This window comes from Planotetraspora silvatica (assembly GCF_016863315.1).
Taxonomy (GTDB): domain Bacteria; phylum Actinomycetota; class Actinomycetes; order Streptosporangiales; family Streptosporangiaceae; genus Planotetraspora; species Planotetraspora silvatica.
Genome location: NZ_BOOQ01000010.1, coordinates 129,740 through 150,575, shown reverse-complemented (window position 1 = coordinate 150,575; position 20,836 = coordinate 129,740). Strand labels below are relative to the sequence as shown.

Here is a 20,836-nt window from a genome sequence, read left to right as displayed (position 1 = left end):
GTGCTGGATGATCTCAGCGGGTTCCACGGCCACCTCTTAGTACTTCAGCAGGCTGGCGTCGTCGACGGACGCGGACCTGCGGGTTCGGAAGATCGTCACAATGATGGCCAGGCCGATCACGACCTCCGCGGCGGCGACGATCATCACGAAGAACGCGATGATCTGGCCGTCGAGGTTGCCGTTCTGCCGGGCGAAGGTGACGAACGCCAGGTTGCAGGCGTTGAGCATGAGCTCGACGCACATGAACACGACGATGGCGTTGCGCCGTACGAGCACGCCGACGCCGCCGATCGCGAACAGCAGCGCGGAGAGCACCAGGTAATGGGTTGTCACTTGCCGTCCTCCTCACCGAGCGGCCGGGCCACGTGCCCGTTGGCCCGCTCGCTCAGGGCCTCCTCCTGGAGGATCCGCTCGACCTCGGGAGGCAGCGTGCCCTCCGCGGCCTCGTACCGGGCGACGACGCGGTTGACCGACAGCGGCGACACCGAGCCGTCAGGCAGCAGCGCCGGCATGTCGATGGCGTTGTGCCGGGCGTAGGTGCCAGGCCCGGGCAGCGGGCCGGGGTTCCGACCCAGCTGGCCGAAGCGGACGAAGCGGGCCCGCGAAAGGTCCTTCTGCGTCTGCTTGGGCTCCGCGCGCTCCCGGTGCGCCAGCACCATCGCGCCGAGCGCGGCGGTGATCAGCAGCGCCGAGGTCACCTCGAACGCGAACACGTGCCGCGTGAAGATCAGCTCGGCCAGGGACGGCACGTTGCCCGCCCGGTTGGCGGCGGCCAGGCCCTTGGGAGGCGACAGGACCGCGTTCCCGATGCCGAGCCCGAGCAGGGCGGCGAAGGCCAGCCCGGCCAGGACGGCCCAGAACCGCTGCCCCCTGATCGTCTCGACCAGCGAGTCCGACGAGTCCACACCCACGAGCATGAGCACGAACAGGAACAACATCATGACCGCGCCGGTGTAGACGATGATCTGCACCGCGGCCAGGAACGGAGCGTCCTGCACCGCGTACAGCACCGCGAGCGAGAACATGACGACGCCGAGCATCAGGGCCGAGTAGACGGCCCTTCGGCTGAAGACGAGCCCGAGCGCGGCGATCACCGAGACGACCGCCAGCACCCAGAACGTGATGGATTCACCCATTGCTACGACCCAACCGGTAGTAGTCCTCCTCGGTCTCACCGAGGCGCATCGGGTGGGGCGGCTGCTCCATTCCCGGCCCCAGCGGAGCGAGGAGCATCTCCTTGGTGAAGATCAGCGATTCGCGGCTCGAGTCGGCCAGTTCGTACTCGTTGGTCATCGTGAGCGCCCGGGTGGGGCACGCCTCGATGCAGAGGCCGCACAAGATGCATCGCAGATAGTTGATCTGGTAGGTGCGGCCGTACCGCTCGCCGGGCGAGAACCGCTCCGCGTCGGTGTTGTCCGCGCCCTCGACAAAGATGGCGTCCGCGGGACAGGCCCACGCGCACAACTCGCAGCCGACGCACTTCTCCAGACCGTCCGGCCACCGGTTCAGCTGGTGCCGCCCGTGGAAACGCGGCGCGGTGGGCCGCTTCTCCTCCGGATAGTTGACGGTCACCGGCTTCTTGAACATGTGGTGGAAGGTGACGCCGAATCCCTTGATCGGGTTCAGCCAATCAGTTGCTCCCACTGGTCACCTCCTTGGCCTCGTGGTGAAGGCGCGCCGCCGGCACGACTCCGTGGTAGTGCGGCAGGTCGAGTGGCGGCACGGGGAATCCTCCGGCCGTCGGCTCCTCGCGAAGCTGCTCGAACTCCTCCTCGACCTCAGCGGCCTTGCGCTCTCTGCGCCGCTGGTTCGTCGTGTCGAAGCGTAGCCATATGGCGAACGCCCCGATGACGATCACCGCGCCCAGAGCCAGGATGCCCCCGCGGTCGACCTCGGGAAGACGCAGCGCCCTGAACGTGGCGGCGAGCAGGATCCAGGCGAGGTTGAGCGGGATGAGCACCTTCCAGCCGAAGGCCATCAGCTGGTCGTACCGGACGCGGGGCAGTGACGCGCGCACCCAGACGAAGAAGCAGAAGGCCAGCACGAGCTTGCCGAAGAACCAGAGCATCGGCCACCAGCCGGTGTTGGCCCCGTCCCAGATCGAGATGGGCCACGGCGCGTGCCAGCCGCCGAGGAACAGCGTGATCGCGATCGCGGAGACCGTGAACACGTTCACGTACTCGGCGAGCATGAACATGGCGAACTTCAGCGACGAGGAGTACTCGGTGTGGAAGCCGCCGACCAGTTCGCCCTCACCCTCGGGGAGGTCGAACGGCACGCGGTTGGTCTCGCCCAGCATCGTGATCGCGTAGATCAGGAACGACGGGAGCAGCGAGAAGACGTACCAGGACGGCGTCGGGATGTGCATCCCGAGGATGTCCCAGGTCCCGCCGCCCGCCTGCTTCGCGACGATCTCCGAGGTGGACAGCGTGCCCGCCTGCAGGAACACCGCGACGAACGACAGGCCCATCGCGATCTCGTAGGAGACCACCTGGGCGCTGGAGCGCAGACCGCCCAGGATGGCGTACGGCGAGCGCGACCCCCAGCCGGCGAGGACGATGCCGTAGACGCCGATCGAGGCCGTGGCCAGCACCAGCAGCACCGCGACCGGCAGGTCGGTGAGCTGCAGGGGGGTCCGGACGCCGAAGATCGAGACCATCGGCCCGAACGGCACGACCGAGAAGGCCAGGAACGCCGGGACGGCGATGATGACCGGGGCCAGGAAGTAGATGACCTTGTCCACGGTGCGTGGCATGAGGTCTTCCTTCAGGCCCATCTTCAGGCCGTCGGCCACCGACTGGAGCAGGCCGAACTTGCCCGCCCTGTTGGGGCCGTAGCGGTGCTGCATGCGCGAGATGAGCTTGCGCTCGGTCCACACGCCGAGCAGCACGCCCACCATCAGGAACACGAAGATGAAGAGGGCCTTGATGATCGACAGCCACAGTGGATCGTGACCGAAGTCGCTCAAGTTGGGCGCGGGGTTGTTCACGAGACGCTCCCGATGGTTACGACGTCGCCCGCCACGGCACGCAGGTCGCGTGTCACGGACAGGCCGGCCGAGTTCGACGGCACCCACACGACGCGATCGGGCAGGTCCGCGATGCGCACCGGCAGGATCGCCCCGTCACCGATGACGATCTTCCCGCCGTCGAACGCCCCGATCTCCGCGGCCGTGGACTCGGAGATCAGCGCCTCCGCCGTTCGCGCGGTCCCGGCCAGGTACGGCTCGCCGTCCTGGAGCCGGCCCTCGTCGAGCAGCAGGTGCCAGGTGGCCAGTACGGCCTGGCCGGCCTCGGGCTCACCGCCCGTGCGCCCGACCGGACCGCCGGTCACGCTCGGGGCGGCCGGGCGGGAGCCCCGCCACGCGCCGAGCGCGGCGAGTTCGCGCCGGGCGGCCTCGGCATCCGGCAGGCCCAGGTGGACGTCCATCTGGTCGGCGATCGAGACGATGGCCCGCAGATCGCTCATGACGCCGGTGACGGGCGTGGCCACACCGAACGAGCGGCCCCTGCCCTCCCAGTCGACGAACGTCCCGGCCTTCTCGGCCACGGCGGCGACCGGCAGGACCACGTCGGCCCTGTCGGTGACGGCGCTGGCCCGGATCTCCAGGCTGACGATGAACGGCGTGTTCTCCAGCGCGGCCAGCGCCTTGGCGGGATCGGGAAGGTCGTACGGGTCGACGCCCGCGACCACCAGTGCGTCGATCTCGTTGTTCAGCGCCGCATCGACGATCCCGGCGGTGTCCCGGCCGGGGGTGCCCGGCAGGGCCGCGACGTCCCACGCCCTGGCGACCTCGCCACGGGCGGTCTCGTCGTCGACCGGGCGGCCGATCGGCAGCAGGCCCGGCAGGGCGCCCGCCTCGAGCGCGCCGCGCTCGCCCGCCCGCCTCGGCACCCACGCGATCCTCGCGCCGGTCGCCTGCGACAGCCGTACGAGAGCGGAGAAGGCGCCTCGGGAGGTGGCCAGCCGCTCACCGGCGAGGATGATCGAACCGGCGGGCAGCCGCTCACCGGCGGAGGCGACCAGGTCGCCGAGCGCCTCGGCCTCGGCGCCGGGAGCCGTGCGGATGAGCGTCCCGTTCATCTTGGCCAGCCCCGGCGACGCGAACGGCGCGAGCGCGTGGACCTTGAGGCCGTTCTTCCGTGCGGCCTTGCGCAGGCGCAGGAAGACGATGGGCGACTCCTCCTCGGGCTCGAACCCCGCGAGGAGCACGGCCGGGGCCTTCTCCAGGTCGGCGTAGGAGACCTCGATGCCCTTGCCCGCGATGACGTGGGCCAGGAACCTCGCCTCCTCCTCGGAGTGCGGGCGGGCCCGGAAGTCGATGTCGTTGGTGTCCAGGGCGACCCTGGCGAACTTGCTGTAGGCGTAGGCGTCCTCGACCGTCAACCGGCCGCCGACGAGCACACCGGCCTTGCCGCGGGCCCTGGCCAGGCCGTCCGCCGCCACGCTCAGCGCCTCCGGCCAGGAGGCCGGGACCAGCTTGCCGGACTCGTCGCGGATCAGCGGCGTCCTGAGCCGGTCGGGCTGGGTGGCGTACTGGAAGGCCCAGCGGCCCTTGTCGCAGTTCCACTCCTCGTTCACCTGCGGGTCGTCGCCGGCCAGGCGGCGGGTGACCTTGCCGCGCCGGTGGTCGGTGCGCTGGGCGCAACCGGAGGCGCAGTGCTCGCAGGCGCTCGGCGTCGACACCAGGTCGAACGGCCGGGACTGGAACCGGTAGGCGGCGCCGGTCAGCGCGCCGACCGGGCAGATCTGCACGGTGTTGCCGGAGAAGTAGGACTCGAACGGCTCGCCGTCGGCGACGCCCACCTGCTCCTTGGCCCCGCGGTCGAAGAAGTCGATCAGCGGGTCGCCGGCGATCTGGTCGGAGAACCGGATGCACCGCGCGCACTGGATGCAGCGCTCACGGTCGAGCAGGACCTCGGTCGACAGCGCGATCGGCTTCTCGAAGGTGCGCTTCTCCTCGATGAAGCGGCTCTCGCCCTGGCCGCTCGACATCGCCTGGTTCTGCAGGGGGCACTCGCCGCCCTTGTCGCAGACCGGGCAGTCGAGCGGGTGGTTGAGCAGCAGCATCTCCATCACGCCCCGCTGCGCCTTCTCCGCGACCGGAGAGGTGAGCTGGGTCTGGATGACCATGCCCTGGGCGACCTCGATGGCACAGGACGGCTGGGGCTTGGGGAAGCCGCGGCCGTTGCCCGCGTCGGGGATGTCCACCAGGCACTGGCGGCAGTTGGCCGCCGGCTCGAGCAGCGGGTGGTCGCAGAACCGCGGGATCTGGATGCCCAGCAGTTCCGCCGCCCGGATGATCAGGGTCCCCTTCGGCACGCTGATCTGGAAACCGTCGATGGTGAGCGTCACCAGGTCGACCGGCTGCTCGACCGCCCCCGCCGAGGTTGTCTGTACTGTCATGCCTTACCCCACACAGTTGACGCGGCGGGATCGAACGGGCAGCCGCCGATCTCGAAGTGCTTGAGGTACTCCTCGCGGAAGTGCTTCACCGACGAGTGGATCGGGCTCGTCGCGCCGTCGCCCAGGGCGCAGAACGAGCGGCCCAGGATGTTGTCGGCGATGTCGGTGATCGTGGTCAGGTCGTCCTCGGTGCCCTGACCCTTCTCCAGCCGCTTGAGCACCTGCTTGAGCCAGAAGGTGCCCTCACGGCACGGCGTGCACTTGCCGCACGACTCGTGCGCGTAGAACTCGGTCCAGCGCAGCACGGCCCTGACCACGCACGTCGTGTCGTCGAAGATCTGCAACGCCCGGGTGCCGAGCATCGAGCCCTTCGCCCCGACCGACTCGAAGTCGAGGGGCACGTCGAGGTGCTCCGCTGTGAAGATCGGCGTCGAGGACCCGCCCGGCGTCCAGAACTTCAGCTCGTGACCCGCGCGGATGCCGCCCGCCATGTCGAGCAGTTCGCGCAGGGTGATGCCGAGCGGCGCCTCGTACTGGCCGGGCCTGGTCACGTGGCCGGACAGCGAGAAGATGCCGAAGCCCTTGGACTTCTCCGTGCCCATCCCGGCGAACCAGTCGGCGCCGTTGGTCACGATGCTCGGGACGCTGGCGATCGACTCGACGTTGTTGACCACGGTCGGGGAGGCGTACAGGCCGGCGACCGCGGGGAACGGCGGCTTGAGCCTCGGCTGGCCGCGGTACCCCTCCAGCGAGTCGAGCAGCGCCGTCTCCTCGCCGCAGATGTACGCGCCCGCGCCGCTGTGGACCACCACTTCGAGGTCGTAGCCCGAGCCGAAGATGTCGCTGCCGAGATAGCCCTTCTCGTACGCCTCGCGGACCGCGGCCTGGACGCGGCGGATCACGTGGAGGACCTCGCCGCGGACGTAGATGAACGCGTAGTTGGCCCTGATGGCGTAGGCGGTGATGATGACGCCCTCGACCAGCGAGTGCGGGTTGGCCATCATCAGCGGGATGTCCTTGCAGGTCCCGGGCTCCGACTCGTCCGCGTTCACCACGAGGTAGTGCGGCTTGCCGTCGTTCTGCGGGATGAATCCCCACTTCATGCCGGTCGGGAAGCCCGCTCCCCCTCGGCCGCGGAGCCCGGAGTCCTTGACCATCTGGATGATGGCGTCCGGGTCGGTGCTCAGCGCCTTCTTGGCCGCCGCGTACTCGCCGTACCCGTCCACCGTGAAGGCGTTCGGCAGGTCCCAGTTCCTCGTCAGAACCGGCGTCAGCTGTGTCATCGGTCGTTCACCGAACCCTCGTCGCCGGCGGGCGCCTCCCAGCCGTTGGCCTTGGCTATCTTCAGGCCCTCCAGCGAGGGACCCGACGCCGCCGGACCGTCACCGGCCAGACCGTCGGGGAACCCCGCCAGAACCCGGGACGCATCCTTGAACGAGCACAGCCGTCCCGGCCCGCGGGTGGGGACGACCTCCTTGCCCGCTCGCAGGTCGTCGACGAGCTGCTTGGCCGAGTCCGGCGTCTGGTTGTCGAAGAACTCCCAGTTGACCATCATCACGGGCGCGAAGTCGCAGGCGGCGTTGCACTCCAGCCGCTCCAGCGTGATCTTGCCGTCCTCGGTGGTCTCGTTGTGGCCGACGCCGGCGTGCTCGCTGAGCTCGGACCAGATCTGGTCCCCGCCCATGACGGCGCACAGGGCGTTGATGCAGACGCCGACGTTGTACTCGCCGGACGGCTTGCGCTTGTACATCGTGTAGAAGGTCGCCACGCCGACGACCTCGGCCTTGGACAGGCCCAGCATCTCCGCGCAGAACTCCTGACCGTCGTCGGAGACGTAGCCGTCCTCGCTCTGCACCAGGTGCAGCAGCGGCAGCAGCGCCGACCGCGGCTTGGGGTAGCGGCCGATGATCTCCTTGGCGTCCGTCTCCAGACGCTCGCGGACCTCAGGTGCGTAAGTCACCGGTCCACACCTCCCATGACTGGGTCGATCGAGGCGACAGCCGAGATGACGTCGGCGATCATGCCGCCCTCGCAGGTCGCGGGCACCGCCTGCAGGTTCGTGAACGACGGGTCGCGGAAGTGCACCCGGAAGGGGCGCGTACCGCCGTCGCTCACCACGTGCGCGCCGAGCTCGCCGCGGGGCGACTCGACCGATGCGTACACCTGCCCGGCCGGGACCCGGAAACCCTCGGTCACCAGCTTGAAGTGATGGATCAGAGCCTCCATCGAGCTGCCCATGATGTGGGCGATGTGGTCGGGCGAGTTGCCGAAGCCGTCCGGGCCGAGCGCGAGCTGCGCGGGCCAGCCGATCTTCTTGTCCTCGATCATCACCGGGCCGTTCTTCAACGGGCCCTGCAGCCGGTCGAGCGCCTGCTCGATGATCTTGAGGGACTCCTCCATCTCGGCCACGCGGACGAGATAGCGGCCGTACACGTCGCAGCTGGTCTCCGTCGGCACGTCGAACTCGTAGGTCTCGTAGCCCGAGTACGGCTGGGACTTGCGCATGTCCCAGGGCAGGCCCGCCGCCCGCAACATGGGCCCGGTGATCCCGAGCGCCATGCAGCCGGTCAGGTCGAGGTAGGCCACGTCCTTGGTCCTGCGGGTGTAGACCGGGTTGGCGTCGAGGAGCTTGCGCATCTCCTTAATCCGCGACGGCATCACCTTGAGGAACTCGCCGATCTTGTCCACCGCGCCCGCGGGCAGGTCGACGCTCACGCCGCCCGGCCGTACGTAGGCCATGTTCATGCGGAGGCCGGTGATGTACTCAAACAGGTCGAGGACCATCTCGCGCTCGCGGAAGCCGAAGAGCATCGGCGTGGTCGCACCCAACTCCAGGCCGAACGTGGCGATGGCCACGAGGTGCGAGGAGATCCGGTTGAGCTCCATCATCATGACCCGGATGGCCTGCGCCCGGTCCGGGATCCTGTCGGTGATCCCGAGGAGCTTCTCCACACCCATGCAGTACGCCGTCTCGTTGAAGATCGGCGACAGGTAGTCCATGCGAGTGACGAACGTGACCCCCTGGGTCCACGTGCGGAACTCCATGTTCTTCTCGATGCCGGTGTGCAGGTAACCGATCACCGTGCGGGCCTCGGTCACCGTCTCGCCGTCGAGCGTCAGCACGAGGCGGAGCACGCCGTGGGTCGAGGGGTGCTGCGGCCCCATGTTGATGACCAGGCGCTCCTCGGACGAGTCCGTGACGGTCTCGACCAGCTCGTCCCAGTCCTGACCGGCGACGTCGTAGATCCGGCCTTCGGTCTCAGTGGTGCTCGTCACGACGCTCTCCTCGCTGCGATCGCCGGCTCCTGACAGGCGGCAGTGATGTGCTCCCTCACGAGTACGACCTCCTCTGGTCCGGCGCGGGGATCTCGGCGCCGCGGTATTCGACCGGGATTCCGCCGAGGGGGTAGTCCTTGCGCTGGGGGTGACCCTCCCAGTCGTCCGGCATCTCGATCCTGGTCAGCCCCGGGTGCCCGTCGAAGATGATTCCGAAGAAGTCGTACGTCTCGCGCTCGTGCCAGTCGTGCGTCGGGTAGACCGGAACGGTGGAAGGAATGTGCCGGTCGTCGTCGGGGCAGGCGGCTTCGACCCTGACCCGCCGGTTGTGCGTGATGGAGCAGAGGTGGTAGACCGCGTGCAACTCGCTGCCGGTCTCCTCCGGGTAGTGGACACCGGAGACGCCGAGGGACAGCTCGAACCGCAGCGCGGGGTCGTCGCGGAGATGCCGCAGCACCTCCACCAGGCGCTCGCGGGCCACGTGGAAGGTGACCTCGTCACGATCCACGACCACGCGCTCGATCGCTTCACCGAAGACGGGCTCCAGCGCGTCGGCCACCTCGTCGAAGTACGACCCGTACGGCCGGGACGAGAAGACCTTCGGGGGACGTCGGACGACCAGGCGGCCGTATCCGGAGGTGTCTCCGCTGCCGCTGGCGCCGAACATGCCCGTGCGGGCGACCGGGCGAGGCTCTTCCCCCGCCCCGCCAGCCGGCACGCCAGGGAGGTTGTCGGTGCTCACTTGTTCGCCCCCTGGTCGATCAGCGGCAGCGTCCGCAGCGCCTGGAGCTCGAGCTCGTCGATCTGCTTGGCCCGGTGCGCGCCGAACTTCATGTTCTGAATCTTGTCGTGCAGCTTCACGATGGCGTCCATCAGCATCTCCGGCCGCGGCGGGCAGCCGGGCAGGTAGATGTCGACGGGCACGACGTGGTCCACGCCCTGCACGATGGCGTAGTTGTTGAACATGCCGCCACTGGACGCGCAGACGCCCATCGCGATGACCCACTTGGGCTCGGCCATCTGGTCATAGATCTGGCGGAGCACGGGCGCCATCTTCTGCGACAGCCGGCCGGCCACGATCATCAGGTCGGCCTGGCGGGGCGACGCCGAGGCGCGCTCCATGCCGAACCGCGCCAGGTCGTGCGTGGGCCCACCCGTCGCCATCAACTCGATCGCGCAGCACGCGAGGCCGAAGGTCGCCGGCCAGACGGAGTTCTTCCGGGCCCAGCCCGCCACCTGTTCGACGGTGGTCAGGACGAACCCGCTCGGAAGTTTCTCTTCAAGACCCATGGCTAATCCCAATCGAGGCCGCGACGGCGCCACACGTAGGCGTACGCCACGAGGACGGTGACGATGAACAGCACCATCTCGACCAGCCCGAACACGCCGAGCCTGTCGAAGGCCACCGCCCACGGATAAAGGAAGATGATCTCGATGTCGAACACGATGAACAGCATCGCCGTGATCATGTACTTCAGGGGGAAACGCCCACCGCCGACCGGCTGAGGAGTGGGCTCGATGCCGCACTCATAGGCGTCCAGCTTGGCGCGGTTCCAGCGTTTCGGCCCGGTGAAAGGCGCGATACCCACGGAGAACACGGCGAATCCCGCCGCGAGGACCGCGAGCACCAGAATCGGCACATACAGCTCCATGGCTACATGTCCTCGCTTGGTCGGTGGAATGGGACTGTCACGACGAGCCCAGGCACAGGCCCCTGGCCCGGCATGAGAACACCGGATGTGGCAGCGGTCTCACGAGTCGGCACGAGATCGCCGGAGAGTGCTGCTGTGACGGAGTTCATGCGGGCGGAGCCACCTTGGACAGGGCGTTGATGATGCGGTCGGAGGCATCGCCCCGACGATCTGTGAGATTACCGAGGAGTTTCAGAGCGAATCTCATCAGGGTCGGGTGTGGAAGCCCGTGCCGCGTGACGAACTTCATCACCCCGGGCTTGCCGATCGCCTCAACGAAGAGCCGCCCAAGAGTGAAGTATCCGCCATAGACGTCTTTGAGGATACGCGGGTATTCCCGCAGCACACGCTCACGCTGGGCCGGAGTGGTGCGGGACAGCGCCTGGACGATCACGTCGGCCGCCGTACGACCGGTCTCCATGGCGTACGCGATGCCCTCGCCGTTGAAGGGGTTGATCGAACCGCCGGCGTCGCCGACGAGCACGAGACCGCGGGTGTAGTGGGGCTGCCGGTTGAAGGCCATCGGCAGGGCCGCGCCCCTGATCTGCCCGACCATGTTCTCTTCGGCGTAGCCCCACTCGGAGGGCATGCCCTTCACCCAGCGCTTGAGCAGGTCGCGGTAGTCGATGTTCTTGAAGGCCGCACTGGTGTTCAGCAGGCCGAGCCCCACGTTGGACGTGCCGTCGCCGACGGGGAAGATCCAGCCGTAGCCCGGCAGCAGACGGTCGCCGTCCCAGAGTTCCAGCCACGTCTCGAGGTAGTCGTCGTCGTGCCGGGGGCTCGTGTAGTAGGTCCGCACGGCGACGCCCATCGGGCGGTCCTCACGCTTGTGCAGGCCCATGGCCAGGGACAGCCGCGACGAGTTGCCGTCGGCGGCGACCACCAGCAGGGCCCCGTAGGTGACGTCCTCGCCGTCCTTGCGGGCGGTCACGCCGACGATGTGGCCGCTGCGCTCGTCGATCACCGGCCCGGTGACGTTGACCTCCTGGATGAGGGTGACGCCGTTCCTCTGCGCGTGTTCCGCCAGAATCTGGTCGAAGTCCATCCGGGTGCGGACGAGCCCGAAGTCGGGAAAGCTGTGCAGGTCCGGCCAGTCGAGCTCCAGGCGCATGCCGCCGCCGACGACCCGCAGGCCCTTGTTCCTGATCCAGCCGGGGCCGTCGATGTCGACGCCCATCCCGATGAGTTCCTTGACGGCCCGGGGCGTCAGCCCGTCGCCGCACACCTTCTCGCGGGGGAACCGGGTCTTCTCCAGAAGCAGGACGTCCAACCCGGCCTTGGCGAGGTAGAAGGCGGCCGTCGCCCCCGAGGGGCCGGCACCGACGACGATGACGTCGGCTTCCGCTGTTCTCCGCTGTGCGCGGACCTGCTCGCTCACGGGGACCTGTCCTGTCAGAGGAAGGAAGGTCCGAGGGTTTGGGACCTTCGTGCCTTTGTGAACCACTTCACAAACTTGTCGCGCCGAAGTCTAACCCTTATCCCCCGGACAATGTCAGAGGGGGTGAGGCTAAGGATTGACGGCGTCCGGCTTGACCGCGCGATGGAGCGCGACGATGCCGAAGGAAAGGTTGCGCCAGGCGACTCTCTCCCACCCCGCCTTCTGGATGATGGCCGCCAGCGTCGCCTGATCGGGCCAGGCCCGGATCGACTCCGCCAGGTACTCGTAGGAGTCCGGATTCGAGCTGACCGCCCGGGCCACGGGCGGCAGCAGCTTCATCAGGTACTGCGAGTACACGAGGTCGAACGACTTGATCGGCGGCCGGGAGAACTCACAGATCACCAGGCGCCCGCCGGGCCGGACGACCCTGAGCATCTCGCGCAGCGCCTGCGTCGTGTCGGCCACGTTCCGCAGCCCGAAGGAGATGGTCGCGGCGTCGAACACGTCATTGGCGAAGGGCAGGTGCAGGGCGTCGCCGGCGACGAAGCTGACCCCCCTCACCCCTCCGCCGTACATGCCGGAACCGCCGCGCCTGGCGACCCCGGTCCTCAGCATGCCGAGCGAGAAGTCGCAGGCGATCGCCCGCGCGCCCAGCATCGTGAAGGCGTCCGTCGACGTGCCGGTGCCCGCCGCGAGGTCGAGCACCAGCTCACCGGGCCCCGCGTCGATCGCGTCGGCGGTCGCCTTACGCCACAGGCGGTCCTGGCCCAGCGAGAGAACGTCGTTGACCAGGTCGTACCGCCGGGCCGTGCGATCGAACATCGCGGCGACCTCGTGCGGCTGCTTGTCCAGCGATGCGCGCGTCATGCACGCAAGCCTAGGCGGCGCGCCGGGAGGGCCCTCACCACCATTGCGCGGTGAGCGGAACGTAGTTCATTGATTACGCTGCGTCTGCTAGAACTTTGGGAATGTTCGCCAGAACCACACTGATCGCGGCGGCGGCGCTCGTCGTCCTGTCCGCGGTCCCCGCCCAGGCCGGCATGCGGCAGCCCCATGTGGTGTCGGCGAACCCCGTCGACACGACCCCGCACGTGCTCGACGGCATCGTCAACGCCTTCGCCGTCGTCGGGAACACGGTGGTCGTCGGAGGCGACTTCAGCGCCGTGCAAGAGGCCCGCGGCACGGAGGAGATCCCCCGGGCCAACATCTTCGCCTTCGACCTCGACTCCGGCCGGGTCTCGGGCGGCTTCGCCCCCGATCTCGACGGGCCCGTGACCTCATTGGCCGCCGGCCCCGACGGCAGCGTCTTCGTCGGCGGCTCGTTCAGCGGCCCCCAGCCCGCACTCGTCCGGCTGCGGGTGGCCGACGGCTCACCGGTGGAGACCTTCTACGCACCCGTCTACGGCGGCGGCGTCTCCAGCCTCGTGCGGCAGGGTTCGAAGCTCTACGTCGGCGGCGCCTTCATCAAGATCGGGTGGAGTCTCCGTACGGCCCTGGCCCGGATCGACGTGGAGACCGGGGCCGTCGACCCCTCCTTCACCGTCACGCCGGAGGGCGGTCCCGGCGGCCCGAGGATCTACGCCATGGCGGCCACCCGTGACCGCCTCGTGGTCGACGGGTCCTTCGCGGCCCTCGACGGCCTGCGCCGGCCCCAGCTCGGCGTGATCGACCTCACGACCGGCAAGGTCGCCAACTGGCACACCGAGGTGTACGCCCAGGCGTGCAAGCCGAACTTCCCCTCCTACGTCCGCGGGCTGGACGTCTCACCCGACGGGCAGTACTTCGTGGTCGTCACGACCGGTGGCCCCTTCCCCGGCACCACGAAACTGTGCGACTCGGCCGCCCGGTTCGAGACGTACGCCAAAGGCGATCAGGTGCGCCCGACCTGGGTGAACCTGACCGGAGGCGACTCCCTCTACGCGGTGGCGGTCAGCGGCTCGGCCGTGTACGTCGGCGGCCACCAGCGCTGGCTCGACAACCCCCGGGGCGCCGACACCGCCGGGCCCGGCTCGGTCAGCCGGGAGGGCATCGGAGCGATCAACCCGGTGACCGGCAAGGCGCAAAGTTGGAACCCCACGCGAGAAAGGGGAATCGGGGTAAAGGCGTTCCTGACAGTAAAGAAGGGTCTTTTGGTGGGAAGCGACACGACCACCCTTGGACATGAGTACCATGCCCGGATCGGCATGTTCCCGACGACCTAGTTCTCCTCGACCCCTCCGCGTTTCCTGGTGATCCGCTCACTGAGGGCATCACGCTGTTTCGACAGCAGCACGTAGCTGATGACGCCGCTGACCAGAAAAGCCACGGCGAGCAGCAGGTACGTGCGGAGCCCGACGAGATACAGGACGGCGAGGGCGGCGGCGAACAAGCCGATGCGCGAAAGGGTGTAAACGAGTACCGGATGCACAGCGTCGAGGTTACGTCACCTTCCCGAGATGTAGGTCTCTCTTCGCATCGGGCGCGAGCACTGCTAGTGTTCACAACAAGGCGCTTTTGTAAAGAAACACCCATGAGCGTCCCAAAGAGGCTCTATCATATAACAATCGGGCACTGAGCCGGTAACAACCCGTGATCTTCTACGAAAACCACGGATAAATCAGGCTTCGCTCGGCACACTGGTTACCTGTCCGCCCCGCTGCAGGACGCGGGATGCGAGGGGGAGAGATTGTGGAGAGTAGCAGCGAGCGACTGCTGACCCCTGGAGAGGTTGCCGCCCTCTTCCGGGTCGACCCGAAGACCGTGACACGCTGGGCCGCGGCGGGACGAATCAGCAGCATCCGTACGCCCGGTGGGCACAGGCGGTTCCGCGAGTCGGAAGTGCACGCCCTCCTTCGCGGGGAGGACGTCCTCACGGCCGATCGGCCGAATGGCGAATCACCGCGGATCTGACGCAAGTACCAGCACCGGGTGATCCTGCGCGCTACCCGGATAGCGCAGGATCACCGAGTCAGCCCGGCCTGTCCTGCCCCGGGCGCGCATCGGACTCAGTCCTGCTCGGCCTTGAAGGCCAGGAACTCCTGTTCCAACTGATCGTTCTCCTCCTGCCAGCGGCGGCGCCGTTCGGCCTCCTCCGCTTCGGTGATCGACTCGGCCGCCCATCGGTCGTAGTCGGGCTCCCCCGGAGCGATCTCGACGTACGCGTTGCCGATCAGGCGCCCGTCATCGCTGGTCAGTGATTGGGGCACACGCAGTGTCCCGTCACCGAGCCGGATCACGTACATCCCGTTTCACCTAGATTCCGTAGCGCCTGTTGAAGAACAGCATGACGTTGAGCGCTGTCCGGGTGTCGCCGCCGAGCATGTCCACCAGAGCCGGACGCTGCCGCGACGCGATCGCCGCGAACGCGTCGGCGAAGAACTCCTTGCGGCCGAGACCGCCGGGCTGCCGGTGGAACGCCGAGGCGAACATCGGCATGCAGTCGTCGTAGAGCGCGGCGAACTCCGGAGAGTCCGAGACCCACTGTCCCGGACTCGCGTCCACGTCGTCCAGTGCATGCCCGACTTCGTGCATCATCACGTCAGGCGTCGGCGACGGCCGATCGCCGACGACGATCTTGCGGTCGCCGTACGCGCCGGCGCAGATGTCCCAGGTGGCCCGTCCGGACGGAAGCGGCGCCCCGCGCAGGTACCCCATGTCGTCGAGGTCGGGGACGCCCCCGCGGCCGATGTAGATGCCGTCGAGCCCGATCGCCAGCTTCGCCTTGAGGCCCTCAGGGAGGCGCGCGAGGCCGTCCACCGCCCTGACGGCGTCGGCGGACGGCGGCCCGTCCATGGCGTCCCACTGACGGAACAGGACGCGCTCCAGGGGGCCGCAGTGGCGCCGGCCGTCCCTCAGGTCGGGCGCGTCCGGCCGGTGCGGCTCGGCGCGCGCGGGCTGGTCGTCCAGTTCGAAGTCGCGCCACGTGTACTGCGGCCTGTCGTCCACGACGGGAGCGGTCACCGCGTGGACCTTCTCGATGGAACGCTCGATGAATCGCCCCGGCACGTCGACGTCATGGGACTCCCGCGCTTCCCGAGTCTCACGGGTTTCCCGAGTCTCACGGGCTTCCCGGACCTCGCGGGTCTCCCGGGTCTCGCGGGCCTCCCGGTGCGACGACACGTACGGCCCGCGCTGCCACCACCGCGGTCCCCGCCGGTGGCGTCCCCTGTCGCCCGGCTCCGACATCGCACCTCTCATGTGTCACGTCGCTGTCGCGCGCTCGCCTTTCTACCGGTCCACCGTACGTTGCCGTCCTGGCCACGTCACCCGGAATGATGTACGGCTATCGGCCCGCAAACACGATCACATGGCGACATGGCTTAACGTGTGGACATGCCTAGCGTGATTATCGGTCTAGCGCTGCTGGCCTTCTGGCTCTACTGCCTTTTCGACGTGATCACGAGTCCGGAGCAGGATGTCCGGAGACTGCCGAAGATCCTCTGGGTCATCATCGTGGTGCTGCTCGCCGCGCTGGGCGGCCTGCTCTGGGTGCTGCTCGGGCGGCCCAGGGTCGGCGACACGGTCCCGGGAGTGGGTGGCCTCTATGGAGCGCCGCCCTCCACGATGCCTCCGCCGGCCCCCCGTCCCGAGGCCCCGAGAGGTCCCGACGACGACCCCGAGTTCCTCCGCCACCTAGAACGCCGCCTCCGCGACGAAGACTGACCCCCCGCGCCCCCCTGCCCGTGACCCCCTTGCCCGTGACCCCTTGCCGTGATCATGCACAAGTTCGTGATCATTACCTTTGACGTGCACATACATCACGCGTGATCATGCACAGATTCTGTGAAACCCCCACCGACCTGCCCTGTCACCATTCGTGATCATGCACGCATTCGGCGATACCCCTGCCGACCTCGTCGTCCATCGCACGTGATCATGCGCACTTTCGGTGATTGTGCCGCCGAACTGCGGAAACCTCGTTCGTGATCATGCATTTCCCCGCTTGCCTGCCGTACGGCGCAGCGGTGTGAACCGGCAAGCAAAGGCACGGGACGGCCCTGCGCATGATCACGACGATCCTTGGCGCACGTCAGCGGGCATATCCGCGAACTTGTGCATGATCACGATATGCGTTTGCACACCTCAGGCACCCCGCGACCGAACCTGTGCATGATCACGCGCAATTGAGGCGCACGTTGGAGCCCATGATCACGAATCTGTGCATGATCACGGCGGAGAGGCGGCGGGGGAGGGGTTAGCTGGGGACGTCGGCGTAGGAGTGGAGGCCGCTGAAGAAGATGTTCACGCCGATCAGGTTGAAGAGCAGGCAGGCGAAGGCGATCAGCGACACGATGATCGCGGCCTTGCCCCGCCATCCGGCCGTCGCGCGGGCGTGCAGGTAGGCGGCGTACGCCACCCAGGTGATGAATGCCCAGACCTCCTTGGGGTCCCAGCCCCAGTAACGGCCCCAGGCCCGGTCGGCCCACATCGCTCCGGCGATGACGGCGAACGTCCAGATCGGGAAGGAGATCACGATCGCGCGATGCGTGATGCGCTCCAGGTCCTTACGGCTGGGCAGGACCGACGCCCGGTCGTCGCGCCGGATCAGGTAGAGGATGGCGCAGACGCCGGCGAGGATGAACAGGCCGCTGGCGACGATGGCGGCCGTGACGTGGATGGCGATCCAGTAGGAGTGCAGCGCCGGCATCACCGGGCCCGCCTGGACGTGCAGGAAGAGCACCGCGAACCCGAGCCCGAGCGCCGCCGTCACGGTGACGAACGCACCGAGGAACCGGATCGGCTGACGGGTCATGAGCACCAGGAAGGCCGTCACGGCGGCGAAGCAGATGGCCACCACGAACTCGTACATGTTGGCCCAGGGCCAGCGGTCCACGGCGATGCCGCGGGTGAGGATGCCGGCGAGGTTTCCCGCCCATGCGATCCACGTGAGGACGACCGCGATGCCGCCCGCTCTGACCGCCCACGCCTCGGGCTCCGGCTCGCGCGGAGTCTCGGCCGACGGCAGGACGTCGGCCGAGGCCGCGCCCACGGCCACCGGCTGGCGCTTCTCGGCGGTGACCGTGCGCACCCGGCCGAAGGCCAGTTCCAGGGCATAGCCGATCATGGCGGCGAGATAGAGGAGGACGGTCGCCAGGATGAGCTGATCGCTCAGGGTGGCGAGTCCCGTGTTGACCTGGGACGACATCTCTACTCCTCGTCGGGGCCTGTGCTCGGCTCAACTGGTGCGGCGGCGGGCCGGTCCCCGGCCTGAGGAGCCTGAGAGTCCGGAGAATCCTGAGAGTCACGGAGAAGGGAGACGAGTTCGGCGAACTCCTCGGAGAATGCGCCGCTATCGCCTTCCGTGCGGGTCAATCCTCCCACTGTGACTTTTCGGTCCGTCATCCGGACCCAGACCCTGCGCCGGCGGATCATGAGGGAGAGCACGAGGCCGAGCACCGCGGCCGCGGCGGCGCCCAGGGCGGGGATGCGGCCGGGGTCGCGAGTGGTCTGAAGGGTGATCCATTCCTTGACGCCGGTGAACTGGATCTTCCCGGCGCCGTCGGGCAGGTCACGCGTCTCGCCGAGGGCGAGCGGCGCCGCCGGCTGCGCGGACATCTTGCCCAGGGGCTTCAGCTTGTCGGAGTCGAGCACGTAGACCGACTGCGGCTGGCCCGAGTCGAGGCCGAGGTCACCCTTGAAGGAGCCGATGATCTGCACCGTGGGATTGACCGCGGCGGGGAAGACCGACACCCAGGCGTTCCCGTTCGGCACCGTGCTCGGCAGGAAGCGCGCCACGAACCCGAGTTGGGTCGGCTGCGCGTCGGGCACCTTGATGGTGCATTCGGAGGTGTAGGTCGCCTGGTCGTCGACGAGGCACGGCACGGGCCCGTCGAAGGCCACCTGGCCCTTCCCATCCGTCACCTTGAACGTGGGAGCGTAGCCGTGCCCGATGAGATAGGTCAGCGTGCCGTTGACGTCGAGCGGGTCGTTGACCTTCAGGTCGACGTCACGCGGGGCGGACGACGGCGTGTCCTGCACGGAGAGCTTCGCGCTGTAGTCCAGCGGCTGGCCCATCTTCTCCCCGGACCCGACGTAAGAGGCCTGGAAGTCCTTGAGGGTGAAGGAGAACGGCGTCAGCGACTCGGCCGACACCCGCTGCCCCGGCATGAACCGGTCGTAGGCCGCGACCGTGTTGGCGAAGCCGTCGCCCTCGACCACCAGCACGTTGCCGCGATAGCCGTACAGGCCTCCGGCGCCGACGGCGAAAAGCAGCGCGAGCAGCGCGACGTGGAACAGGAGGTTGCCGGTCTCGCGCAGGTAGCCCTTCTCCGCCGCGACCCAGTCCGGGCCCGTGACGACGCGGAAGCGCTTCCTGCGCAGTTTCGCGGCGGCCTCCTCGACGGTCAGCCCGCCCTCGAAGGCCTCGCCGTACGGCAGGCGCAGGAGGTTGCGCGGCGCGGCCGGCGGCTTGCGGCGGATCTCCTTGACGTGGGACAGCGCGCGGGGAAGCACGCACCCGGCGAGCGAGACGAACAGCAGTAGGTAGACGGCGGCGTACCACGGCGCGGTGAACACGTCGAACAGCTGGAACCGGTCCAGCCACTTCGCCTCGGTGGGCGAGTTCGCGAAGTACTGCGCCACCTTGTCCGGGTCGACGCCACGCTGGGGGAAGATCGAGCCAGGCACGGAGCCGAGCGCGAACAGGAACAGCAGGATGAGCGCCGTGCGCATCGAGGTGAGCGTCCGCCAGCCCCAGCGGAGCCAGCCGATCACCCCCAGGCCCACGGGCCGCGCGGGCTCCTTGGGGGCGGACTCGATCGTGACGGACGCCTCGGGGGTTCCGGTCGTCTCGGTGTCGGGTGGAACAGTCATCAGATCACCGGTTCGAATCCGCCGACCCAGCCCTGCAGGCCGGCGATGAGGTCGCCCCAGAGCCCGGTCACGAGGAGCAGGCCCACGCAGACCAGCATGGCCCCGCCCACCCGCGTGATGACCACGGTGTGGCGGCGCACGGCCGCGAACGCGTGCAGGGCCTTGCGGTAGGCGAGGCCGGCCAGCACGAAGGGCAGTCCGAGTCCGAGGGCGTAGACGAAGGCGAGGGCGGCGCCTCTGGCGGCGCTGCCCTGGTCGACGGAGAGGGTGAGGACCACGGCCAGCGTGGGCCCGATGCACGGCGTCCAGCCGAGCCCGAACACCACACCGAGCAGCGGAGCCCCGGCGAGGCCCGCCGCGGGGAAGCGGCGGATCCGCACCTCGCGCTCCAGACCGGGGATGAGGCCGATGAAGGCGAGGCCGAGGACGATGGTCAGCACACCCAGCACGCGGGTGATCACTTGGGAGTTCCCCAGCAGGACCCCGCCGACGCCGCCGAACAGAGCCCCGCCGAGCACGAACACGGCCGCGAAACCGAGCACGAACAGGGCGCTGCCGAGAACCATCCTGCTCCGCTTCGGGTCGCCGCTCATGCCCGTCACGTACGACAGGTAGCCGGGAACCAGCGGGAGCACGCACGGGGACACGAACGACACCAGGCCGGCCAGCAGCGCGATCGGGAGGGCCAGCACCAGCGAACCCGTCGCGACGGTGCTGCCGAGATCACTCATCGCTCACCTTGGTGATCGCGCTGAGCAGTTCGTTGTACTTGACCGCGCCGAGCGCGCGACCGGCGATGCGGCCCTGGCTGTCGATGATCAGCGTGGAGGGGATGGCCGCCGGCGGCACGGTGCCCTGGAACGACAGCAGCACCTTGCCCGTCTTGTCGAAGATGCTGGGATAGCCGGGCTGGACCCTGCGGTCGTAGGCCTGGGCGGAGGCTTGCAGGTCCTTGAAGTTGATCCCGACGAACTGCACGCCCGCGGCCTTCGTCTTGGCCGCGATGTCCTTGAGCACCGGCGCCTCGGCCCGGCAGGGGGCGCACCACGACGCCCAGAAGTTCAGGACGTAGACCTTGCCCGTGGCGAGCTTCTCCGTCGTGCCGTCGATCGTCGCGCCCTCGATCGCGGGGGCCTGGTGCCGTTCGGCGGCGGAGAACACCTGGACCTTGCCGTCGCCCGCGACGAAACGCGTGCCACCGGGGTCGGAGGACGACTGACCGCCCGCGCAGCCTGCGAGGGCTGTCACGGCCAGAGCGGCGATCACGGGCAGGCTCTTGGCGGTCACGGGAGGC

At 68.5% G+C, this 20,836-nt stretch carries 23 protein-coding genes; 3 read left to right on the top strand and 20 right to left on the bottom strand.

All coding sequences use genetic code 11. The features are described 5' to 3' along the window. Positions 1 to 36 precede the first annotated feature (36 nt). The 13 genes from nuoK to Psi02_RS09945 all read right to left on the bottom strand — a co-directional run bounded on the left by nuoK (position 37) and on the right by Psi02_RS09945 (position 12,618). Positions 37 to 333, bottom strand: a complete 297-nt coding sequence (gene nuoK, locus Psi02_RS10005) for an NADH-quinone oxidoreductase subunit NuoK (protein ID WP_203954635.1) — start codon at positions 331 to 333, stop codon at positions 37 to 39. Continuing rightward, positions 330 to 1,136 (bottom strand): NADH-quinone oxidoreductase subunit J, encoded by an 807-nt coding sequence (locus Psi02_RS10000; protein ID WP_203954636.1) that lies wholly within the window; start codon positions 1,134 to 1,136, stop codon positions 330 to 332. The genes nuoK and Psi02_RS10000 overlap by 4 nt, the downstream gene beginning before the upstream one ends. Then, positions 1,129 to 1,644 (bottom strand): NADH-quinone oxidoreductase subunit NuoI, encoded by a 516-nt coding sequence (gene nuoI, locus Psi02_RS09995; RefSeq protein ID WP_203954637.1) that lies wholly within the window; start codon positions 1,642 to 1,644, stop codon positions 1,129 to 1,131. The genes Psi02_RS10000 and nuoI overlap by 8 nt, the downstream gene beginning before the upstream one ends. Further along, positions 1,631 to 2,989, bottom strand: a complete 1,359-nt coding sequence (gene nuoH, locus Psi02_RS09990; RefSeq protein ID WP_203973170.1) for an NADH-quinone oxidoreductase subunit NuoH — start codon at positions 2,987 to 2,989, stop codon at positions 1,631 to 1,633. Before nuoH ends, nuoI begins: the two co-directional genes overlap by 14 nt. Beyond that, positions 2,986 to 5,406, bottom strand: coding sequence for an NADH-quinone oxidoreductase subunit G (locus Psi02_RS09985; protein WP_203973169.1), 2,421 nt, complete (start codon positions 5,404 to 5,406; stop codon positions 2,986 to 2,988). Before Psi02_RS09985 ends, nuoH begins: the two co-directional genes overlap by 4 nt. Further along, entirely contained in the window at positions 5,403 to 6,689 is a 1,287-nt protein-coding gene (nuoF, locus tag Psi02_RS09980) for an NADH-quinone oxidoreductase subunit NuoF (RefSeq protein ID WP_203973168.1), read from the bottom strand. Before nuoF ends, Psi02_RS09985 begins: the two co-directional genes overlap by 4 nt. Then, positions 6,686 to 7,366 carry an NADH-quinone oxidoreductase subunit NuoE gene (gene nuoE / locus Psi02_RS09975; RefSeq protein WP_203973167.1) on the bottom strand — a complete coding sequence of 227 codons (681 nt, stop codon included), beginning with the start codon at positions 7,364 to 7,366 and terminating at the stop codon, positions 6,686 to 6,688. Before nuoE ends, nuoF begins: the two co-directional genes overlap by 4 nt. After that, complete coding sequence (locus tag Psi02_RS09970) at positions 7,363 to 8,682, bottom strand: NADH-quinone oxidoreductase subunit D (protein WP_203973166.1); 1,320 nt, start codon at positions 8,680 to 8,682, stop codon at positions 7,363 to 7,365. Before Psi02_RS09970 ends, nuoE begins: the two co-directional genes overlap by 4 nt. Positions 8,683 to 8,737: 55 nt before the next feature. Next, positions 8,738 to 9,424: an NADH-quinone oxidoreductase subunit C gene (locus Psi02_RS09965; RefSeq protein ID WP_203973165.1), complete on the bottom strand. Its 687-nt coding sequence runs from the start codon at positions 9,422 to 9,424 to the stop codon at positions 8,738 to 8,740. After that, a complete protein-coding gene (locus Psi02_RS09960; protein ID WP_203954644.1) occupies positions 9,421 to 9,972 on the bottom strand; it encodes a NuoB/complex I 20 kDa subunit family protein in 552 nt (183 codons plus the stop codon). The genes Psi02_RS09965 and Psi02_RS09960 overlap by 4 nt, the downstream gene beginning before the upstream one ends. 2 nt (positions 9,973 to 9,974) lie before the next feature. Continuing rightward, entirely contained in the window at positions 9,975 to 10,334 is a 360-nt protein-coding gene (locus Psi02_RS09955) for an NADH-quinone oxidoreductase subunit A (protein WP_111699579.1), read from the bottom strand. Positions 10,335 to 10,479: 145 nt separating this feature from the next. Beyond that, positions 10,480 to 11,751, bottom strand: coding sequence for a geranylgeranyl reductase family protein (locus Psi02_RS09950; RefSeq protein ID WP_203973164.1), 1,272 nt, complete (start codon positions 11,749 to 11,751; stop codon positions 10,480 to 10,482). A 129-nt stretch (positions 11,752 to 11,880) separates the two neighbouring features. After that, positions 11,881 to 12,618 carry a demethylmenaquinone methyltransferase gene (locus Psi02_RS09945; protein ID WP_203973163.1) on the bottom strand — a complete coding sequence of 246 codons (738 nt, stop codon included), beginning with the start codon at positions 12,616 to 12,618 and terminating at the stop codon, positions 11,881 to 11,883. A 101-nt stretch (positions 12,619 to 12,719) separates the two neighbouring features. Between Psi02_RS09945 and Psi02_RS09940 the strand changes: the two genes are divergently transcribed. Further along, a complete protein-coding gene (locus Psi02_RS09940; protein ID WP_203973162.1) occupies positions 12,720 to 13,952 on the top strand; it encodes an NHL repeat-containing protein in 1,233 nt (410 codons plus the stop codon). Here Psi02_RS09940 and Psi02_RS09935 read toward each other — a convergent pair. Next, positions 13,949 to 14,158, bottom strand: coding sequence for a DUF4229 domain-containing protein (locus Psi02_RS09935; protein ID WP_203973161.1), 210 nt, complete (start codon positions 14,156 to 14,158; stop codon positions 13,949 to 13,951). The two genes, Psi02_RS09940 and Psi02_RS09935, sit on opposite strands and share 4 nt — an antisense overlap. A gap of 242 nt (positions 14,159 to 14,400) precedes the next feature. On the opposite strand from Psi02_RS09935, the gene Psi02_RS09930 reads away from it, so the two are divergent. Further along, positions 14,401 to 14,640 carry a BldC family transcriptional regulator gene (locus Psi02_RS09930; protein ID WP_203881816.1) on the top strand — a complete coding sequence of 80 codons (240 nt, stop codon included), beginning with the start codon at positions 14,401 to 14,403 and terminating at the stop codon, positions 14,638 to 14,640. Between the two features lie 95 nt (positions 14,641 to 14,735). Here Psi02_RS09930 and Psi02_RS09925 read toward each other — a convergent pair whose 3' ends face one another. Together Psi02_RS09925 and Psi02_RS09920 are read right to left on the bottom strand one after the other, a co-directional pair. Continuing rightward, positions 14,736 to 14,972, bottom strand: coding sequence for a hypothetical protein (locus tag Psi02_RS09925; protein WP_203973160.1), 237 nt, complete (start codon positions 14,970 to 14,972; stop codon positions 14,736 to 14,738). A 10-nt stretch (positions 14,973 to 14,982) separates the two neighbouring features. Continuing rightward, the gene (locus Psi02_RS09920; protein ID WP_203973159.1) at positions 14,983 to 15,915 is read right to left on the bottom strand and encodes a hypothetical protein; all 933 of its coding nucleotides are present in this window, start codon (positions 15,913 to 15,915) and stop codon (positions 14,983 to 14,985) included. A 147-nt stretch (positions 15,916 to 16,062) separates the two neighbouring features. Between Psi02_RS09920 and Psi02_RS09915 the strand changes: the two genes are divergently transcribed. Continuing rightward, a complete protein-coding gene (locus Psi02_RS09915; protein ID WP_203973158.1) occupies positions 16,063 to 16,392 on the top strand; it encodes a PLDc N-terminal domain-containing protein in 330 nt (109 codons plus the stop codon). 532 nt (positions 16,393 to 16,924) lie between these two features. Here Psi02_RS09915 and ccsB read toward each other — a convergent pair. The 4 genes from ccsB to Psi02_RS09895 are packed head-to-tail and all read right to left on the bottom strand — an operon-like array spanning position 16,925 to position 20,829. Further along, a complete protein-coding gene (gene ccsB, locus Psi02_RS09910) occupies positions 16,925 to 17,875 on the bottom strand; it encodes a c-type cytochrome biogenesis protein CcsB (RefSeq protein WP_203973157.1) in 951 nt (316 codons plus the stop codon). A gap of 2 nt (positions 17,876 to 17,877) precedes the next feature. After that, positions 17,878 to 19,542: a cytochrome c biogenesis protein ResB gene (gene resB, locus Psi02_RS09905; RefSeq protein WP_203973156.1), complete on the bottom strand. Its 1,665-nt coding sequence runs from the start codon at positions 19,540 to 19,542 to the stop codon at positions 17,878 to 17,880. Further along, positions 19,542 to 20,273, bottom strand: a complete 732-nt coding sequence (locus tag Psi02_RS09900; protein ID WP_203973155.1) for a cytochrome c biogenesis CcdA family protein — start codon at positions 20,271 to 20,273, stop codon at positions 19,542 to 19,544. The genes resB and Psi02_RS09900 overlap by 1 nt, the downstream gene beginning before the upstream one ends. Then, on the bottom strand, positions 20,266 to 20,829 hold the full coding sequence (locus tag Psi02_RS09895; RefSeq protein WP_203973154.1) for a TlpA family protein disulfide reductase: 564 nt from the start codon (positions 20,827 to 20,829) through the stop codon (positions 20,266 to 20,268). The genes Psi02_RS09900 and Psi02_RS09895 overlap by 8 nt, the downstream gene beginning before the upstream one ends. Between the last annotated feature and the right edge of the window lie 7 nt (positions 20,830 to 20,836).

What these genes read in the sequence shown, in the direction of transcription:
- Psi02_RS10000 (WP_203954636.1), bottom strand. Translation starts at nt 1,136, where the DNA reads ATGGGTGAATCCATCACGTTCTGGGTGCTGGCGGTCGTCTCGGTGATC.
- Psi02_RS09915 (WP_203973158.1), top strand. Translation starts at nt 16,063, where the DNA reads ATGCCTAGCGTGATTATCGGTCTAGCGCTGCTGGCCTTCTGGCTCTAC.
- Psi02_RS09920 (WP_203973159.1), bottom strand. Translation starts at nt 15,915, where the DNA reads ATGTCGGAGCCGGGCGACAGGGGACGCCACCGGCGGGGACCGCGGTGG.
- Psi02_RS09925 (WP_203973160.1), bottom strand. Translation starts at nt 14,972, where the DNA reads ATGTACGTGATCCGGCTCGGTGACGGGACACTGCGTGTGCCCCAATCA.
- ccsB (WP_203973157.1), bottom strand. Translation starts at nt 17,875, where the DNA reads ATGTCGTCCCAGGTCAACACGGGACTCGCCACCCTGAGCGATCAGCTC.
- Psi02_RS09955 (WP_111699579.1), bottom strand. Translation starts at nt 10,334, where the DNA reads ATGGAGCTGTATGTGCCGATTCTGGTGCTCGCGGTCCTCGCGGCGGGA.
- nuoF (WP_203973168.1), bottom strand. Translation starts at nt 6,689, where the DNA reads ATGACACAGCTGACGCCGGTTCTGACGAGGAACTGGGACCTGCCGAAC.
- Psi02_RS09940 (WP_203973162.1), top strand. Translation starts at nt 12,720, where the DNA reads ATGTTCGCCAGAACCACACTGATCGCGGCGGCGGCGCTCGTCGTCCTG.
- resB (WP_203973156.1), bottom strand. Translation starts at nt 19,542, where the DNA reads ATGACTGTTCCACCCGACACCGAGACGACCGGAACCCCCGAGGCGTCC.
- Psi02_RS09985 (WP_203973169.1), bottom strand. Translation starts at nt 5,406, where the DNA reads ATGACAGTACAGACAACCTCGGCGGGGGCGGTCGAGCAGCCGGTCGAC.
- Psi02_RS09900 (WP_203973155.1), bottom strand. Translation starts at nt 20,273, where the DNA reads ATGAGTGATCTCGGCAGCACCGTCGCGACGGGTTCGCTGGTGCTGGCC.
- Psi02_RS09960 (WP_203954644.1), bottom strand. Translation starts at nt 9,972, where the DNA reads ATGGGTCTTGAAGAGAAACTTCCGAGCGGGTTCGTCCTGACCACCGTC.
- Psi02_RS09945 (WP_203973163.1), bottom strand. Translation starts at nt 12,618, where the DNA reads ATGACGCGCGCATCGCTGGACAAGCAGCCGCACGAGGTCGCCGCGATG.
- Psi02_RS09930 (WP_203881816.1), top strand. Translation starts at nt 14,401, where the DNA reads ATGCGAGGGGGAGAGATTGTGGAGAGTAGCAGCGAGCGACTGCTGACC.